14 protein-coding genes are annotated in these 18,634 nt (G+C 42.2%); 11 read left to right on the top strand and 3 right to left on the bottom strand.

The window, feature by feature from the left end; all coding sequences use genetic code 11:
- Window position 1: 1 nt before the first annotated feature.
- On the bottom strand, window positions 2–5,497 hold the full coding sequence (locus MMU05_RS16500; protein WP_241142780.1) for a gliding motility-associated C-terminal domain-containing protein: 5,496 nt from the start codon (window positions 5,495–5,497) through the stop codon (window positions 2–4).
- An 82-nt stretch (window positions 5,498–5,579) separates the two neighbouring features.
- Here MMU05_RS16500 and MMU05_RS16495 point away from each other — a divergent pair, with 82 nt between their 5' ends.
- The 4 genes from MMU05_RS16495 (at window position 5,580) to MMU05_RS16480 (ending at window position 9,481) form a co-directional block, all read left to right on the top strand.
- The gene (locus tag MMU05_RS16495; protein WP_241142779.1) at window positions 5,580–6,626 is read left to right on the top strand and encodes a PorP/SprF family type IX secretion system membrane protein; all 1,047 of its coding nucleotides are present in this window, start codon (window positions 5,580–5,582) and stop codon (window positions 6,624–6,626) included.
- A gap of 4 nt (window positions 6,627–6,630) precedes the next feature.
- Entirely contained in the window at window positions 6,631–7,863 is a 1,233-nt protein-coding gene (locus MMU05_RS16490; protein ID WP_241142831.1) for a M48 family metallopeptidase, read from the top strand.
- 223 nt (window positions 7,864–8,086) lie between these two features.
- Complete coding sequence (locus tag MMU05_RS16485; RefSeq protein ID WP_241142778.1) at window positions 8,087–8,950, top strand: phytanoyl-CoA dioxygenase family protein; 864 nt, start codon at window positions 8,087–8,089, stop codon at window positions 8,948–8,950.
- Window positions 8,951–9,160: 210 nt separating this feature from the next.
- A complete protein-coding gene (locus MMU05_RS16480; protein WP_241142777.1) occupies window positions 9,161–9,481 on the top strand; it encodes a hypothetical protein in 321 nt (106 codons plus the stop codon).
- Between the two features lie 445 nt (window positions 9,482–9,926).
- On the opposite strand, the gene MMU05_RS16475 is transcribed toward MMU05_RS16480, so the two are convergent.
- Together MMU05_RS16475 and MMU05_RS16470 are read right to left on the bottom strand one after the other, a co-directional pair.
- A complete protein-coding gene (locus tag MMU05_RS16475; protein WP_241142776.1) occupies window positions 9,927–11,621 on the bottom strand; it encodes a GMC oxidoreductase in 1,695 nt (564 codons plus the stop codon).
- Window positions 11,622–11,633: 12 nt separating this feature from the next.
- Window positions 11,634–12,233, bottom strand: a complete 600-nt coding sequence (locus MMU05_RS16470; RefSeq protein WP_241142775.1) for a gluconate 2-dehydrogenase subunit 3 family protein — start codon at window positions 12,231–12,233, stop codon at window positions 11,634–11,636.
- Between the two features lie 194 nt (window positions 12,234–12,427).
- Here MMU05_RS16470 and MMU05_RS16465 point away from each other — a divergent pair, with 194 nt between their 5' ends.
- The 7 genes from MMU05_RS16465 (at window position 12,428) to MMU05_RS16435 (ending at window position 18,617) form a co-directional block, all read left to right on the top strand.
- A complete protein-coding gene (locus MMU05_RS16465) occupies window positions 12,428–13,264 on the top strand; it encodes a LytR/AlgR family response regulator transcription factor (protein ID WP_241142774.1) in 837 nt (278 codons plus the stop codon).
- A 70-nt stretch (window positions 13,265–13,334) separates the two neighbouring features.
- Window positions 13,335–14,546, top strand: a complete 1,212-nt coding sequence (locus tag MMU05_RS16460) for a dioxygenase family protein (protein WP_241142773.1) — start codon at window positions 13,335–13,337, stop codon at window positions 14,544–14,546.
- A gap of 72 nt (window positions 14,547–14,618) precedes the next feature.
- Window positions 14,619–15,029 (top strand): hypothetical protein, encoded by a 411-nt coding sequence (locus tag MMU05_RS16455; protein WP_241142772.1) that lies wholly within the window; start codon window positions 14,619–14,621, stop codon window positions 15,027–15,029.
- A 44-nt stretch (window positions 15,030–15,073) separates the two neighbouring features.
- Window positions 15,074–15,754, top strand: coding sequence for an inorganic diphosphatase (locus MMU05_RS16450; RefSeq protein WP_241142771.1), 681 nt, complete (start codon window positions 15,074–15,076; stop codon window positions 15,752–15,754).
- 277 nt (window positions 15,755–16,031) lie between these two features.
- On the top strand, window positions 16,032–16,214 hold the full coding sequence (locus MMU05_RS16445; RefSeq protein WP_241142770.1) for a hypothetical protein: 183 nt from the start codon (window positions 16,032–16,034) through the stop codon (window positions 16,212–16,214).
- Window positions 16,215–17,159 carry an acyltransferase gene (locus MMU05_RS16440; protein WP_336246961.1) on the top strand — a complete coding sequence of 315 codons (945 nt, stop codon included), beginning with the start codon at window positions 16,215–16,217 and terminating at the stop codon, window positions 17,157–17,159.
- A 132-nt stretch (window positions 17,160–17,291) separates the two neighbouring features.
- The gene (locus tag MMU05_RS16435; RefSeq protein WP_241142768.1) at window positions 17,292–18,617 is read left to right on the top strand and encodes an MFS transporter; all 1,326 of its coding nucleotides are present in this window, start codon (window positions 17,292–17,294) and stop codon (window positions 18,615–18,617) included.
- Window positions 18,618–18,634: the final 17 nt, after the last annotated feature.

The following is an 18,634-nucleotide window of genomic DNA, read 5'->3' as shown; positions in this document are numbered from 1 at the left end:
TTTATTCAATTACTAAAATGGATTTTGTGATTTTGCTGGTGACATTTTGGTTGTTGCTTCTAAAGTTAACCACCACAGGATACACCCCGATTGGGACATAAGTTCCATTTACGGTTCCATCCCATCCACAAACAAAAGTATCGCTGTTAATGTTTTTTTGCTCGCAATAGAAAATCAGTTCTCCCCATCGGTTGAAAATAAATACCTCTAACTCATCGACGAAATCATTTGTGTAAACCAAGAAATGTCTGTCAGGCTTACTCGGTACGATAGCATCAGGGAAAATCACCCTCAAGGCGCAATCTTCAAGCACCACAAAGCTGACAGTATATTCACAGCCGAGATTGTCTGCCACGGTCAGCAGGTAATTGCCCGGTAGTGTAGGCACAAATACAGAATCGGTCGATACCTCGTTGCCTTCAAGCTTCCAAGAGTAGAAATCATAGGTACCAGGATTGATCCGAACTGTGATATTTTCAACCGCACAGATGGTATAGCTTGGGGCCAAAACAGGCGGTACAATCACCGATCTGGAAATCTGCACTTGCTCTCGTGCCAGTTCACAACCATAAACACTCAACAATACCACTTCATAGACGCCTATGTCAAATACTGTGACAGTCTCTTGGTCTGTAAATTCCGGTATCAGGGTTCTTGTCGAACCCACTACACTGAACCATTGGATCAGGGAAACATTGGTAAAATCAGCCTCAACACTGATATTGGCAAAAGTATCTCCTACGCAAAATTGCTGTGCGACCACAGTCATTTCTACACTTTCCAAGAATTCCTCCACTTCAAATTCAATGGTTTTTTCAGGGCACAATCCTCCGCTTCTAGGCTGCACTTCCACGGTATAGGTTCCTGGACTTGGCGGGAAAAATTCCTGATTTCTTCCGACAATGTCCCCTGAAGAATTTCTCCAAAAGAAATTTGCATTGTTTGGGTCAAAACCAAATAAAACCACTTCATAGGAAACCCCCAATTCACAATCCACAATCGGTTCGGACAATGAAAAATCAATTGGGCTATTGATAACAACCTCTATCAAACTCAATTCGCTTGGACACAAAATACCATTAGGATCAAATCCCCTGACTGTATAAACCCCTGTAAATTCAAACAAATAACCTCCATCCTGATCTGCATTTATAACCTGACCATTGGGGCCTCTCACTTCATAATCGAGTTGGGTTGCAGATTGGGGAACCATGATAAACAGGCCACATGCAGTCACATTTGTAGGTACAGAGAATATGACCTGATCGGCATTGTCAATGATGTAAGAAACCGGGTCAGGGAAAGCACAGTCCACTATATCTAACAAAGTCAGTGTATAAGTCCCATCAGGCAATGAAACTTGAATGGAATCTACAGAAGCAAAAGTACCCCCAATTTCCTGACCGTCTTCCTGTCTTGTCAGCACGTATGAACCGCTTTGGGGGCCGAGGTTAAACGAGACTTTGATCGAACCAAAATCTACTCCTGTAGCCGAACATGTTTCCGGAGTAGTGGTAACCTCATAATCTGAAATCCCGGTTGGTGGATTCAAATTCCGAACCACAACAGGTAGTAAAAATTCACATCCAGAATCACTGGTCGCTACCACGGTATAAACTCCAGGTTCAAGTCCTGTGACAACAGGTAAAACATCTCCGGAAAATACATTGGTAAAAACTTGCCCAGTTTGGACTATCCTTACCTCATCGGCATCAGCCAACATGGTAATCTCAAAACTGCCATTTGCCGCTGCACAATCATCCGCCTCCGTCAACACCACAACCTCAAATGCCGGTAAAGGAAAGACAATCAATTCCAACTGTTTTTCTACGATACATCCCTCCAAGATCGGGTCTTCTGCCACAAATATGATGTCATAAACTCCCGGAGAAGGAAGAGAACTTGGAATCAGATTCAATTCAAAAAACTCACCCAGAGGAACCCTGTTTACAGTTCCCTGAACCTGATAAAACCATTGTCCAGAAATGGGTGTATTGGGTGCGAAAACCACAAGATTATCATCATAACAAACCTGATCGTCTGTCTGTGTGAGGTCAAATTCAAATGCAGGACCCACAAAAACAGAAGCCTCTGCCGGACAAGGATCAAAAAACGCAGGATCATCACCGGCTCCGGGTCTATGGGATACCACTACGGTAAAGATACTTTCCTCATTTACGACAATGGTATTTGAATTTTGATCTCCAAATAATTGTCCTGCGGCATTTCTCCATTCAAAATCATAAAGCCCTTCAGAAGGATCATAACCATCGATAGCGGTAAGACTGACCGGAGTTCCCAAACACAAAGTGACAGCTTCAGGCAAAGTCAAAGCCGGAGGTGCGATAACCATAACCTCAAGCCTTCCTTCATAAAAATCCGGATCCCCACACCTGTCGACCCTCAAATCCACGGTATAAAGACCGGGCCTGGAAAATTGATGTTCATAAATTTGAAACTGCTCTCCCGGGCCGCCAAAGTTATTCAGTTCTACTGTACCGTCTTCATGCGTGATAGTCCAGAAATAACTGTCGATATCAGGTTCCCCAGCGCCCTGAAACTGTCCTATTACTCCATTTTGAGGATCAAGACATAATTGTGGGGTCCCGGAGAGTAAAGGATCTGGAATGCTGCTGCCAGACTGCTGCACAAAGGAAGGTAGTCCAAGGTTGCTTGTTCCAGTCAATGGAGGAGAACCCATTTCATTATAAATACTTACGTTACAATCTGAACCAGCATTGATAGATCCCAACATGTTTTGTCCAGGTCTTGCCACATAAATCTGTCCATCCGGGCCGATTTGCAGCGCCCCAAAAGGACCTGAAGTACTCAATACGCCTCTGACAGGAGAATTTAAAATACAAGCCTCTCTCTCAGCCCTAGTATCTGCATTGTCAAAACAGGTAGCACAGGCAAGTGGGGTCGTACCCGTCTGTTCAGGTGCCTGAATCAAAAACTCCTCGACTTTTCCGCCACCTCCTGCATACGAAACGTAAGCCCTGCTTCCGTCGGGAGAAAATTCCATTCCATAAATATCTTCTCCATTACAGCCTAAATCCAGCAAAGCATACTCTGTCATTTCCCCCGTATCGGGATCAAAATCAAAGATTTCCAAGCGGCTACATGCCCCATCCTGGATGGTGACAGCCACTTTGGTCCCATCAGGGCTAAATTTCATGGTTCCAACTCCTGTATTAAACCCATGATTGGAACCGACAGATGAAAATACAGGACTGCCGATACCGAAAATTGAAACCGGATAAGCCCTAAAGGTATTGTTGCCCAGCTCGTGAAATAAAACCCATGTGGTATCTCCGGCAGCAAGTGCTGCAGAATGCTCTGTACTGGGACTGAACAGAAAATTATCCTTACTGACTACATTTCCGACACCGTTTGGATTTTCGACTTTGATATCGACAACCGAAAATTTCACCTGATTACTACCGTCGACGGCTGTTTGGGTGGTAAATAGATAAAATATCGTTTCATCCTGAGGAACCGGTACAGCTAGGACACTTTGAGAAGAAAGGTTACTTCCGCCGATGCTGTCTCCATTTTCCATCACATTGCCGTTCAGGTCCCATACAGTCTCTCCGTCTGTAAAGAACAAGACCTGGCCCGTTCCATCGGAAATGGTAGTCGTACCTGCCGGAATATTTTGGTTATGGCTTACTGCCCTTGGAGTTGGCCCATTCGGGTTGTTTGGATCTGGATTGAAGTCCAAACCTGCCCCATCACCAAAATACCAGATGTTGTTGCTTTGGTCATTCAGATCCCAGATTTTGACCCTTACACTTCCATAGGCATAACATTCAGAACCGGGTTCTCTTACCAATACCCAATACAGACCAGGCAAGTCAACACAATTGTCTTTGGTAGGTCTCCACTCCCTGATATTGGACCAGAAGTACTCATAGACGCCGCCTCCGCCGCCTCCGCCGCCACCATCTTGTCCTGCCTGTACGGTCAGCATGGAACCAATATCTACACAACCACCCTCGCATACGGTGGTGTCCTGTGCGCTGAATTGGACCTGTAATTCATTGGGAAGCAGCGTTATGGTCTTATTAACTGTCTGGGTTGTCCCATCTGCAAAAGTGACGGTCAAGGTGACGTCAATGCTCTCATTTGCGGTTGCTTCCTCAGGAATCAACAAATGCTCTTGGGTAAAGTCAATATCTATAGGGGCTCCATCTTCATCTGTCAATGGAGGATTGAAAGTCCATTCAAAACTGACAGGTCGGAAATTTTCAGGAGTGATCAAGCTTGTCAACTGCACAGGATTGTTACTGCATGGTTCTTCAGGATTCCATTCAAAATCCACAGTTGCGTTTATATTTTGATTGGGAGCAAACTGGGGGAAAATCCTTCCACAAAAATCAGTTCCGTTGAATGGATCTTCCTCCAATTCAATCTCAGCCAAGTCTTCGACATCGGGATTTTCTACCCTCCCTATCAGCTGCGGGCCGCCTGCGACCTCCTCGTAGATATAGTAAAGCCTGCCATCAGGTCCAATTTTGACGTCATAAATCTGAAAAATATCGTTTTCTAATGGAATGACTTCAGGCGTTGCAGTAAGGTCACTTACTGGAATTCTTAACAATTCATCTCCTCGGGAAAAATAAATATAGTCTCCATCAGGGGAAAAAGAGGCTCCTCCAAAATCATCACCATTGCTAGATTGGGGGATCGGTGTGACAGCTCCAAAAGTCCCCGTTGCAGCATCAAAATCCACTAAAACGATATTTTCATTGGGGTCCTCGGGGATCAAAATAAATTTTTGGGATTCCTCATCAAAAACCATGGATTTTGGATTGAAAAGAATCGGGGAGTTGGAATTAAGTAAAAACTCGCCTTGATTGGCTCCAACCCGTCTCGAAACAATCGTCCCCCCTTCGATACTGATCAGATAAGAGGGAGATTGGGGAGTTTTGACTACCATAATCGGTCCTGAAACCGCTCCTGTAATTACCTGATCTTTTACAATTATTTCACCCAAAGGAGGTTCGTTTCCCACAGCCTGACCAGGTGCATTCATGTCAATCAGTGCATATTGTAAATCTCCGGCAGGGCTCAGGTAAAATATATAATACAATCTGTCCCCTACAGGGTCATAGCTCAAAACCCCGATGGCTAGTTCCTGTATTCCATCAATATTTCCATTGATTCCGGGAGCTACTCCTTCAAGTACCTGATTGTTTGCATCATAGACCAAAACCCCATTGGTATAAAAAATAATATTGCCAGAAATTGGATCGATGGCTACAGCGTTGTTATTTTGTCCGACAATCACCCCACTTGGAAGACTCCTGACTATGGGATCTTCTCCTTTTCCAAATGAAAGAATGTTATTTTGGCCTGAACCGCAGTCTCCAAAAATCCATTCATTATTGTTAAACCCTTGGGCATGAAGGGGTGCCGGATTGAATGCATTGTTCAAAAATATCAGCGCACTAAAAAAAAAGAATATTTTTATGGAATTACTAAGGCTTTTCATAATTTACACGTTGCGTTTAAAACAACAAAACGTTTTGGACGTTGCAAAGGTGAATCCAATTGCTAACATAACGAATTACAACTTGCAAAGGTCTTTTATCCTCCGTCTTTTTTTTGTTTCCTTTATTTTTACAGGAAATATGACATTGCAGGCCCAAGACCCGCAATTCAGCCAATACTATGCGGCGCCACTTTATTTGAATCCTGCCTTCACCGGTTCGGAAATGCTGCCGCGAATCGGTGCCAATTATCGCAACCAATGGCCTGGCCTTGATGCACAATTTACCACCTTCGCAGCTTACTATGATACCTACCTGGATGATTATAACAGTGGAATCGGTTTTATGGTTATGAATGATGTAGAGGGCGGGGCAAAATTAAGGTCTACAACCGTGGCAGGTTTGTATTCCTATGAGTTGAGAGTCGGCGAAAATGCTTATTTCCGACCCGGAGTTCAGGCAGCCTACATCCGAAGGGATATCGGTTTTTTTGAAAACCTTATTTTTGCAAATCAAATCAATCCAGCAGATCCTTTAGGCCCTACTTTACCTAGCACAGACCTACCCGGATCCGGTGAACCTGTAAATTTATTGTCCCTTTCTTTTGGAGGGTTGTTTTTTACTGACAAATTCTGGTTTGGTCTTTCTGCACACCATGTCAATGAACCCAACCAATCTTTCTTGGATGGGGTGAGTCCTTTGCCTGCCAAATTTTCCTTCCATACAGGGTATAGGATTTCTCTTGGAACAGGTAGCTATCGCTCAGATTATACCCATCAGAGAAAGCAAAGGTATTTGTTGCCTACTCTGAATTACAAACGCCAAGGTCCTTTTGAACAATTGGATATCGGCGCTTACCTCCACATGGAACCTTTGAATCTTGGTATCTGGTACCGAGGCCTTCCCTACAAACCAGTGGAAAACCAAAATAACCGTGACGCCATCGTCATGATGATCGGCTTCAATCTGCCAACAGGGATGAGTATGGGATACAGTTTTGACTACACCGTTTCTCAACTTGGTATTCAGTCCGGCGGTGCCCATGAAGTCAGCATTGCTTTCCTTTTGGCAGATAAAAACCAGGCAAGAACTCGTAAAAGAGACACCCTCCTTCCTTGTCCAAAGTTCTGAGCTGATGGAAGCTGAAGAGATCAAGTACCTGATATTGGGTATCCTTGTTTTGGGTTTCGTGGCTGAAAAATCACTCAGCTTCCTAAACATCAAAAGGCCGGTTCCTACCATTCCCAAAACACTTGACCAATACATTAGCCAGCAAAAACTCCTTGAGTCCAAATCTTATCAGTGGGCAAATTTCCGTTTTGGCTTGATCACCGGAACAACTGTTTTTATTTTGACCATCGGTTTTATTTATTTTGGAGTTTTCGGATGGCTTGATATTTTTCTAAAAGGCTTCATCGGAAACCCTATCCTGCTTTCACTGATTTATTTTGCGGTAGTATTTATAGGTTCGGATATCATTTCTATTCCTTTCGATTATTACCAGACTTTTGTGATTGAAGAAAAATTCGGATTCAACAAATCCACCAAAAAGACCTATTTCTCAGACAAAATCAAAGGATACCTGATTTCCATTGTCATCGGAGGGCTTTTGCTGGGAACGCTGCTTTGGCTGATCCATCAGATGGGCAAAGACTTTTGGTGGCAATTTTGGTTGGTTTCAGGTGTTTTCATGGTCGTTGTGAACATGTTCTATACCGCTTGGTTTCTCCCTCTCTTCAATAAACTTACTCCACTTGAAGAAGGTGAACTCAAAAACAGTATTGTCAGATATGCGCGGTCTGTTGATTTTCCTTTGGACAATATCCTTGTCATGGATGGCAGCAAACGCTCCGCAAAAGCCAATGCATTCTTTTCAGGTTTTGGCAAAAGGAAAAAAGTTGTCCTTTTTGATACGCTTATCGACCAACATACTCCAGACGAATTGGTGGCAGTTCTTGCCCATGAAATCGGACATTATAAGAAGAAACATATTGTATGGAGCATGGTCACTTCTGTCCTACAGGTTGGAATTCTGCTTTTCATACTTGCCCAGTTTATTCACAGCGAGCAGATGAGTCTTGCTCTTGGAGGCACAGAAATGGCGATCCACCTGAACATCATCGGATTTACGATACTTTTTTCTCCTATATCCAGCATTCTTGGGATTGGGATGAATCTATTGAGCCGCAAAAATGAATTTGAAGCAGATGCCTTTGCCAAGGAAACTTATGATGGCAAACCACTTGCTGAAGCCCTTAAAACCCTATCCGTCAACAGCCTCAGTAATATCAACCCACATCCTTGGTATGTTTTTGTCAATTACAGTCATCCTCCCCTGCTTGAAAGGCTTGAAAAGCTGGAGAAGTAGGTGTAAAATGTCCGATGACCGATGACCGGTGTTGCGTCCTTTTTTGGAGCCACATTTTTTCTTTTCTATAACATCTCTATCGGTATTTATTTTTTCAATTTTGCAATCTTCACAATATTTCAATTTTGCAATTTTCCAATCTTCCCAATTTTTCAATTTTGTAATCTTCCAATTCTCCAAGCTTTCTCTTAACTTCATGGCTATTACCCAAAATACCAATCCCATGCAAGACTTATCCCTCATTCACAAACCTATCACCGGACTATTCCCCTATCCAAAAACCCAGGAAGAGTGGGAACCGTACAGGCTCAGCCAAGAACAGGTTGATTTTTTTCATGAGCAAGGATACCTCAGTGGCATCAAGCTCCTTGACGAAAATCAAATAGAAATCCTCAAAAAAGAATTGGATGAAGTTGCCGATCCAAAGCATCCTTCCCACCATCTTTTCCATGAGTTTCACAGCAATGAATCGGACGATCCGAATACTGTCTTGTTCCATTCTCTAGGTCATTGGAGGATTTCAAAGGCCTTTCATGATGTGATCTGGAATCCGGCTTTTGTCATGGCAGCGAGTCAGCTTCTTGGCAATCAAAAAGTCCGGTTTTGGCATGACCAATTATTCTGCAAGCCTGCCCATCACGGCGGCGTGGTGGCTTGGCATCAGGATTATTCCTATTGGACACGGACGATCAAGATGCAGCACCTCACCTGTTGGTGTGGACTCGATGATGCAACTACGGAAAACGGCTGCCTTTACTATATCCCCGGCAGCCACAAATGGGGTCTGTTGGAAAAACCGGCTCTTGCAGGCAAAATGGATGGATTGATGGAGTTTATGACTGAAGAACAAAAAGCAGCATTCAAACCTGTAGCCATCGAACTTAAGGCTGGATATGGGACTTTCCACCATCCACTGATGGTGCATGGAAGCTACGAAAATCGCTCCCCAAGAAGCCGAAGGGCTTTTGTCTTGAATGTTTTTGCCGATGGGACCATCTCCAATACCGATGACGAATTGCTCAAAGGTGTGCCGATCATAGAAAAAGGACACAAAATGGAAGGTCAGTTTTTTCCTTTGCTGAATTGAGTTTGTGAAAATTGATTTTTAAAAGAAAATAGATGGTCTGGGAAAGGTATCCTAGACCATCTTATTTTTCTTCCCTTGCCACCTTTTTTTCTTAGAGATTCCTCCTTGCTGTGAATTGTGTATCTATTTTGAAAATTCATGTAATGCTTTGATTTGTTGGGTAATGTAAATTTGATCATGAATTATTGATCAACATAAACCCACGAAATTATGAACCAACAGAAAAACGGAAACCACAATCCTCAGAACGAAAACAGCTCAAATGAGAGAACAAACCAAGAAAGAGGTAGAAATGACCTGAATCCAACAGACCGGGAATTTGACTTCGATGAGGAAAAAAAGAAAAATATGGAGGTCACTGCAAAAACCGAAAATCCTGCAAGGGATGAGACATTGGACAAAACCGATAAACCCAAAGCACTGCCTAGGCTTGAAGATCCCAACGTAAATGCAGAAAATGAAAACCGCAGGGAAAAGACCGGAACGATGAGGAATCAACCCCAACCAAACCGGACACTTTCTGAAAAATAAAAATCGAATTCAAAATCAACCTCTTTTGAGTAGTCAGGAGAGGTGTTTTTCCCCAATACCAAAAGAGCTTCTATATTCCCTCAACAAATAAACCTATCTGATCGGGAAGGTCAGAAACCTACATTCAAAAACCACTGAAAAAGCATGAACAACCTGTTTAAAACCCTGATTGCGGGCTATGGCGCAAAGAAATTAGGTGGAGGCTGTATCAGCACCATCATTGTATTTGTTATTATTTACTTTTTGTTAGGTCAGTGCAGCTAGCTCAATCAATAGAACGATAGACGAAAAGGACATATACTGATCGTCGATTCTTTCTAGCCCGAAAACCGTCAGCCTTATCACTGACGGTTTTTTTGGTTTCTTTCTAAATCAACAAAATCAAGAGACAATTCTCGACCACTTTTATGCTTTTCTCTTTCCGAATGGTTTTATTCCACAATAGCTACAAATTTCCCTTGTTTAATTCCTCCACCGCGTGGTTGGCTGCACGGGCAGTAAAAGCCATAAACATCAGCGTAGGATTTTGCGTGCTTGTACTCGTAAAGCTCGCTCCGTCTGAGACAAACACATTTTTGCAGGTATGCAACTGATTCCATTCATTCAGCAGGGAGGTTTTTGGATCTTTTCCCATACGAACTCCTCCCATTTCGTGGATGTCAGATCCGGGAGGTGCTTTGGTATCTTCGACTTTGATGTCTGTAAATCCGGCTTTTTCAAACATAGCCTGTTGCTGCTGAAGGAAATCTGCCGTCATTTTGTCGTCATTATCCGTCCATTCGACCGAAAGGATGATCTTTGGGATACCATATTTATCCTTCTCATCAGTACTGAGGCGAATATGGTTGGTTTCGATGGGAATGGTTTCTCCCTGCATCCAAGCTGATATGCGCCAAGTACCATATTTTTGGTTGAGTAAGCTGTCACGAAGTTCGTGGCCGATGCCACTTGTGTCCGAACCGAGACCTCTTCCTCCTGCCATCCCGATCGAATAGCCTCGTAGAAAGTCTGTGTCCTGACGGAATACATTCCTGAATCTCGGCACATAGGCGTGTCCGGCATGCCTTCCGTCGGTGGCCTTGTCAGCAAATCCCTCATAGCTCGCGCTTCCTTTTCCACGGTAATTATGACAGGCAAGGAATTTGCCCATCAGGACGTTGTCATTTCCGATGCCATTGGGGAATCGGGATGATTTGGAATTGAGTAATATCGCATTGGTCGCAATGGTCGACGCATTCACAAAGATAATCTTCGCATAAAATTCCATTGCCTCCCCTGTATTCCTGTCAATGATCCTCACACCTGAAGCTTTTCCTTTTGATTCGTCATAGATGATAGATTCCACCACAGAATCGGGTCTGATAGTAAGATTTCCTGTCTTTTCTGCCCAAGGCAAAGTAGAAGCATTGGCTGAAAAATATCCACCGTACACGCAGCCACGGTTACACATACCTTGGTTTTGGCACTTATTCCGTCCTTGTTCTCTATGTATTTGCTGAGGATCAGTTAGGTGTGCACACCTGCCCTGAATCAGGTGTCGGTCGCCATAATTCTGCTTCAGCTGTTCTTTATAATATTGCTCGATGCAACTCAACTCAAATCCCGGCTGCACGATGGAATCCGGCAACTCAGGCAATCCATCCCTGCCTCCGGCGATTCCTGCAAATGTCTCTACATAATCCAGCCAAGGCTCTAGGTCTTTATATCTCACCGGCCAATCTACCGCAAAGCCATCCCGAGCAGGACCTTCAAAATCGTAATCAGACCAACGCTGTGTTGCCCTAGCCCAAAGCAAGGATTTGCCGCCGACATGGTATCCACGAAACCACCGGAATGGTTTTTCTTCAATGATCGGCTGCTCATCTTCGGCCAAAGCCCAATGCATGGTCTCTTCTCTCGCCCACCTGGCCGCACCGATACCTGATCGCTTATCCACAGGAACCGCACCACGGAACTCAAATTCCCAAGGTGCCTTAGAGGCGGTGGGGTAATCTTCTATGTGCCGGACCATCCTGCCCCTTTCGAGGACTAGGGTCTTCAATCCTTTTTCTGTGAGTTCCTTGGCAGCCCATCCTCCGCTGGCGCCTGAACCAATCACGATCGCATCATAGGTGCGCTTATCTTTAGAATCCTGTAACATGTCGTCTTGGGTTTAAGCTTGGGAAGGTACATCGATGCATCCATGGAAATAGCCCGGTGCCACTTTGTAGCCTCGATAATCTGCCATCACCTCCTTGACGGTGGTGAATCCCGTGATGGTCTGTGATTTTATAAGGTCAAAAAACTTCTTCTCCTCCTCATTTTCGGAGGAAGCCAGGGAAAGTAAAAGCCCTTCACGCTCCTCTTGAGTACCTTTTTCAAAAGATTTACCGAGTGTTGTCTTTGACTTTTCTGCAAGTGAAGCCAATTGGGATTTGATCATGTCCTGATCTTCCTTTTCGTAGCAATGCTCAAAAAGCCTGATCAGATATTTGTCCGTGCCGGTACTCAGCGCACCGATTGGTTGGGCATCCGGGGTAGGAACTTTGGGTGGCAATCCTGCGGGAATGATGGTGTCGGCGATGGCGGTGATCAATTGCTCTTCCTTGAAAGAGAAAAAACCTTTGTGTGTCAACTGGTCAACTAGCTGCCATTTCCAGTCCACAAGAACCAACCCTGCGATACCTACTGCGGTACCTCCAAGGATTTTAAGCGATTTTCTTCTGTCCATAAATGTTATTTCGGGATGCAAAACTGCTGTAATATAGGGCATTGACTTTTAAAATAACAGTCCTTAAACTTCAAAATCTACCAATGGAAAATGAAAGGGATCGGTGGAGGATAAGAGAACAACCACCATTAAAATGTAGCGTAATTAGCTTTATAAAAAATTTACCTGATATTTTTTGGTTGGTGTTTATTTTATAAACTTGATGATATTCTGCTGCTCTAGATCAAAATTTTAAAATGAAACAGTTTTTTATAAAAGGACTAGTTGAATTTTCGTTTGGGAAACCATTTATTTTGTTGGGTTTTTTGGTCACCTGTATTTTCCTGACTGTACTGATTGATTTTCTTGAATCCAGATTCCAAAACTATGGCTTTTTCATTTCGGAATCTCTATTGTTTAGTTCGTATTGGTGGATTTTCTTACCGCTTTGGTATGGACAGCTGAGTCTTGTTGAAGTTTCCAAAACCAAAGTGAGATTTGCCCTTATTGTTCTCATTCCGATCATCATCCACCTTTTTGCTTTTCCCGGATTGGTATGGCTCATTTCGTCTGTGTTTTATCCTCATACTTTTGAGTTCGGTCAGACCTTTCAGTTTGGCCTTACCCAACATTTCTTCAAAGTTTTTCTTTTATATACCGTTCCTATAGTCCTGTATTCGTTTTTTAAAGCCCGATTGAACAATTTCCAAAGCCTACACAAATCAAAAATCAATGGTCAAAATGAATTTTTGACTAGTCTCACAATCAAGGAAGGAAACAAGCAACTTCATATTCCAACCAAGGAGGTGCTCTATTTTTCTGCCAATACTCCCTATGTCAATGTCTATTATCAAGGGAGTAAATTCCTTTATAGCCAAACTTTAAAATTCTTATCGGAAAAATTAGACAACAGGTATTTTGTCAGGATTCACAAATCTGAAATTGTAAACCTGACTCACGTCCAATCCTATAAATCCCGACAGAACGGGGATTATGATGTGATGATGGATGAAGGAACAGTGCTCAGAATCAGTAGGAATTTTGCAAAGGACTTCAAAGCCAAACTTGAACTTCTTACTCAGGATAAGCTATAATTCCATCCTGTTGGCGTTTTTGATTTGCAAACCAGGTTTTTAATGACTGATTTTTACAGAAAAAAATCAAATGAAAAAGGGAACCCTAACCTGGTTGTTACTCGTGTTTTTTGCTTTTGGCTGTAAAGGTCAAACAGGAAATACTGAAAATAGAACCTCTCCAAGTCAAAGAAACAGTGTTATCGGAGGAGGTTGTGACGGCTGCGAATTGATGTATATCGGCATTCCAAAAGAAATAAACGCAACAGACACCAGTGCCGGTTGGTACAAAGAAAAAGTACAAAAGCTTCTGTTAACAGGAACTGTTTTCGAACCCGGTGGAAAGACTCCGGCTCCAAATATCATTATCTATTATTGGCATACCGACACCGAAGGATATTATACTGCGGACACCAAAACTGATCCAAAAGCAAAAAGTCATGGAAGGTTTAGAGGTTGGGTAAAATCCGATGAAAACGGAAAATACAGCATCTACACCATACGACCTGCCCCTTATCCCAATGAGGATTTGCCTGCACATATTCACCTTTCAATCAAAGAATCTGATATCAAAAATGAGTACTATACCGATGATGTCGTTTTTGATGATGATCCGCTTTTGATTCCATATATGAAAAAATATCCACCCGAAAACCGGGCAGGAAGCGGAATTGTAAGGGTGCTTTTGAAAGGCAATTTGCAGATCGCCGAACATGACATCATCTTAGGGTTGAATATCCCCAATTATCCGCAAAAGGATGTTTCGAACAAAAAGTCAGGATTAAACATTGGAGAGGACCAACCCTCTTTTATCCCATTCCATGCCTTTGGGCCGGATAAAGGAAGCCAGGCTTGTCCAGTCTGCAAGTATGGAAGATACCACGGGATCGTATTATTCGTGGGAAATAATCCTGATTGGGACGACATCAAAAAATGGCTTGGGTTTTTGGAATTACAGAGCATGTCGAGACAAATATATCTCAAAGCTTATTTTGTATATGGAAATGAAAACGGATATAGCAAATCAAAAAGGGCCAATGAACTTGAAACTATTGGTAGAGAACTGAATCTTCAAAGGACTGCTTTGACTTTCGTTCCCTCCTTCAGTGATTCCAAAAGAGAGGCTAACCTAAACAAGATCAATCCTGAAACAGGGAACACATTCATCATTTATAAGAACCGGAGGATTGTCGATAAGTACCTTGACCTGAAAGCGAATTCAAAAAATTTTGCATTAATATCAAATTCCTTGGACAGATCCCGGGGAGATTTTTTTGATTTGGATGGAATGCCGCATAATTGAAAACAGTATATTTTTTTTAAAATCAAAAAAAATCATTACTTAAAGCGACAAAGCACTTTAAAATCTTTAAAAATGAAATTTTACGCACAGCTCCTTTTTGCAGGATTCATGTTTTTAGGAACTCTTCTGTTTATATATTTTTTAATAATTTTTAAAGCTGATTATTTACTCATTGGAATAATGGTTTTTTCATCTGCCTTTTTAGGATATTTGATTATCAGAATTTTAAAAAATTACTCCAAGATTTTACAGGATCGAAACACGATTGTCATAAAAACTTTGTTTGGAGTGAAATCTTATAATTTAGATGATTTGGTCATGTGGAAATCATTTGATAATATTTATAGGGTTCGATATTTATTGATAACTCTTATTTTCAAAGGTGAAACGGTTAAAATTATGGATACCTCCGACCCTATTAATGTTCAAAGGCTTTATCATTACCTACGAACTCACTATATGGAGTTAAACAGAATTGATTAGAGAAAGAATGCCTCTATATGATATTTTAAATTACTTTAAACTAAATGAAAAAGGCAATTTCTACCTCCATTTTACTTGTTTGTTTTGTTTTGTTTTCCTGCAAAAATCAAAATGAAGAAATGCAAACTGATCTGCTTCAATCGCCTCCGATAGAGGAATATTCGATCAAGGATTCAGTTCATTATCTTCACGGTTATCCTGCAATGGTTGGAGATTCCCTAATCAACGTGGTGGTCGAAATCCCAACAGGAACCTTGGAAAAGTGGGAAGTCAATAAGGAGAACGGTCACCTTGAATTGCCCGAAATAGATGGAATCAGACGTGTTGTGGACTACCTAGGGTATCCGGGAAACTATGGGATGGTTCCCCAATCATTACAAGATGCTGCAGTAGGCGGAGATGGAGATCCTCTTGATATTCTGATTTTGGGACCGCCCCTAACCCGAGGAAGCCTCGTAGAATGTCGTGTCATTGGGATTTTCAGAATGCTTGATAATGGCGAATTGGATGACAAATTGATCGCTTTGCCGACAAAAGGATACCTAGAAAATATTCGCACTATGGAAAACCTAGAGGATGATTATCCGGGGATGATTGAAATATTGACTATCTGGTTTGAAAATTACAAAGGAAAAGGTCAAGTGGAAATCAAATCAATAGGTGAAAAAGAAGAGGCCTTCCAAGTCCTACAGGAAGCCATTGCAGCGTATCAAAACCAACGGTAGGATTAGGAGATCTTGATGCAATCAGAATGGGATAATCCAAAACCAAATAAGCATTCTAAGCAGGTCATGTATTTTTTTCAACTCACCTGACCTATACATGTCCGGACCATTTCCAAATTCCAATTTTGGAAGTGGCGTTATAATGGTTTAGTTTTGCTTTCAGAAAGTCACTTTTTCAACAAAATCAATCTATGCAGCGTTTTTTGCATAGTGTTGAATTACCCTTAAGGAAAAGTTCCCCTTTCGCCTACATAAACCACCTAATTGAATTTTTGAAATGCAACAAAATCCTCCTGCTGCAAAAAAATATCAGACCTATGACGGCTTGGATTTGATGAAGGCAATGGCCATTTATTTTGTCCTGATTTACCATTTCCCAATTATGGAAGTTGACTTTATTGGGACAGGAAAAACGGGGGCTTATTCCAATTTCTTTATTTTCTCCATTTTCAGCACCTGAGTGCCGATTTTCTTTTTTATCAATGGCGCTTTGCTCTTAAACAAGTCGGGGTTTAGCCTTAAAGTCCATGTCTCCAAGATCCTAAAAACAGGCATCCTGGTTATTGCCTGGGGGTTCATTACTATGATTTCACTTTCGTTGATATATGGTGAAAGTATTTCTGTATCTGGAATCATAAAGGATATCTATACTTTGAAAACCGGATGGGTAAACCACCTTTGGTTTTTGGAAGCACTTGTGGTGATCTACATATTTTTCCCTTTGCTTTTTTTGGCATTCAAAACCAAAAAGAACTACTTCTATTTCTTTTTTGCCTGTGTGATGATTTTGTCATTTGGAAATACCTTTCTCGGGCTTCTGCTGAATGTGGCAAGCACGGTTTCGGGAAAATTTTTGAACACTTATTTTTTCCTCAATTACTTTGGCGGGTTCAATGCTTTCAGCGGAATCTATGGTTTTTCTATCGGCTATTTCATGCTGGGTGGAATTGTATTCTCTATGAAAGACTCCATCCTCACCAACAGAAACCGGATACTGTCCTTTATAGCAATCCCGGTGTCTATGGCCTTGTTATTTTCCTATGGTGTCCTTATATCATTCAGACAAGGGGAAACCTGGGACATTGGCTTCGAAGCGTTTGATTCTGTCTTTGCTTTGGTCATGGTCGTATCCATTTTTATCCTTTCGATGCAATACAATAACCATGGCCTTTCAGGTAAAATAATCCGACATGTCAGTAAAAATACCTTGGGCATCTATCTTCTACATAGAATCGTCGGCGCTTTGATCAAACCGTTTTTCATCGAATTTGACTTTTTCAGCACCTTTATCGGGGGGATGATTTTTGCAGGGGCCATACTGTTTCTTTGTTTGCTCCTCATTTATATCTTGAAGAAAGTCCCTTATTTCAATTACCTGTTTTCTTTGAAACTGAAACTTGCCTAAAAAAACCTGGTTCCTGATCGTAAAAAAAATCAGGTATTGGGTTTGAGATGATTGTTCTGATTCCTTCTTCTGTTTTTTGGACAAAATTCTTTTTATCTTCATTGGGTACCACTAGCCCAATAACCAAATCAGATGAAAGAAGACAGTCAGGTCATCGCAAAGAATGACCGAAAAACGATTCGTGCTTGGGCCATGTATGATTGGTCCAATTCCGCTTATTCTTTGGTGATCGCCTCGGCGATTTTCCCAGCTTATTACAATTCGATTACTACCACCGACGCCGGCAGCAAAATCACGGTTTTCGGATTGGAGATCGAAAATACAGCGGCTTACTCCATCAACCTCGGTATTGCTTTTGGAATCATTGCCCTGGTCTCTCCACTCCTGTCTTCGATATCGGATTATTACAGCAATCAAAAAAGGTTTATGCAGTTCTTTTGCTACCTGGGTGCGATCGGCTGTTCATCTCTTTTCTTTTTTGATGGACCCGAAATGGTTCACTTCGGATTGGCCTTCATGATGCTGGCGACGATCGGATATTCGGGCAGCATTGTTTTTTATAATTCATATCTCCCCGCTATCGCCACTGAAGACCAACAGGACAAAGTCAGCGCGCGGGGTTACGCATTTGGTTATATCGGTTCTACGACCCTACTACTCCTCAATCTTGCCGCCATCCTCAATCAGGAAACCCTAGGCATAGAAGATGGTTCGCTACTCCCCAGAATTTCATTTCTCCTCACAGGCATATGGTGGTTTGGATTTGCGCAGGTTACTTTTCGAAAGCTTCCCAAGGGAATCTATTCCAAAACCACGACAGAGAGGAAGTTTCTCCTCAACGGATACCGGGAATTGGCCAAGATCTGGGGGAGACTTAAGAACGAACCAAAATTAAAGATGTACCTGATGAGTTTTTTCTTCTATATCATGGGTGTACAGACGGTAATGTTTATGGCTGCATCATTTGGGGAAAAGGAAGTCGGAATGGGCATGACAGAGTTGATCATAACCATCCTTTTATTGGAATATGTAGGTATTATCGGTGCGTTCCTGTTTGCATGGATCTCCAAAAAGATGGGAAACCTTCAGGCTCTGACTATTGCAGTGACTATTTGGATTTTCGTGTGCATCGGCAGCTATTTTATTCAAACCGCCTTCCACTTTTATATCGCAGGTTTCTTTATTGGGATGGTGATGGGAGGAATACAGTCCTTGTCCCGGTCGACTTATGCGAAGTTTATCCCCAAAACAGAAAACAACGCAGGTTACTTCAGCTTCTTTGATGTCTGCGAAAAGTTGGCCATGATGTGCGGACTCGTCATGTGGGGATTTATGGACAACCTCACAGGCAGCATGCGCAATTCGATCATTGCTTTGGCCATTTGGTTTTCCATCGGGCTGATTCTATTGATGGTAGTCAGAAAATTAGAAAAGCAGGAAAAGGCTGCTATTGCTTAAATCCTTCAATTCAATTT

This window comes from Cognataquiflexum rubidum (assembly GCF_022538115.1).
Taxonomy (GTDB): Bacteria; Bacteroidota; Bacteroidia; order Cytophagales; family Cyclobacteriaceae; genus Cognataquiflexum; species Cognataquiflexum rubidum.
Note: the sequence above shows the minus strand (reverse complement) of the source record. Positions and strands in the feature narration are given on the sequence as shown.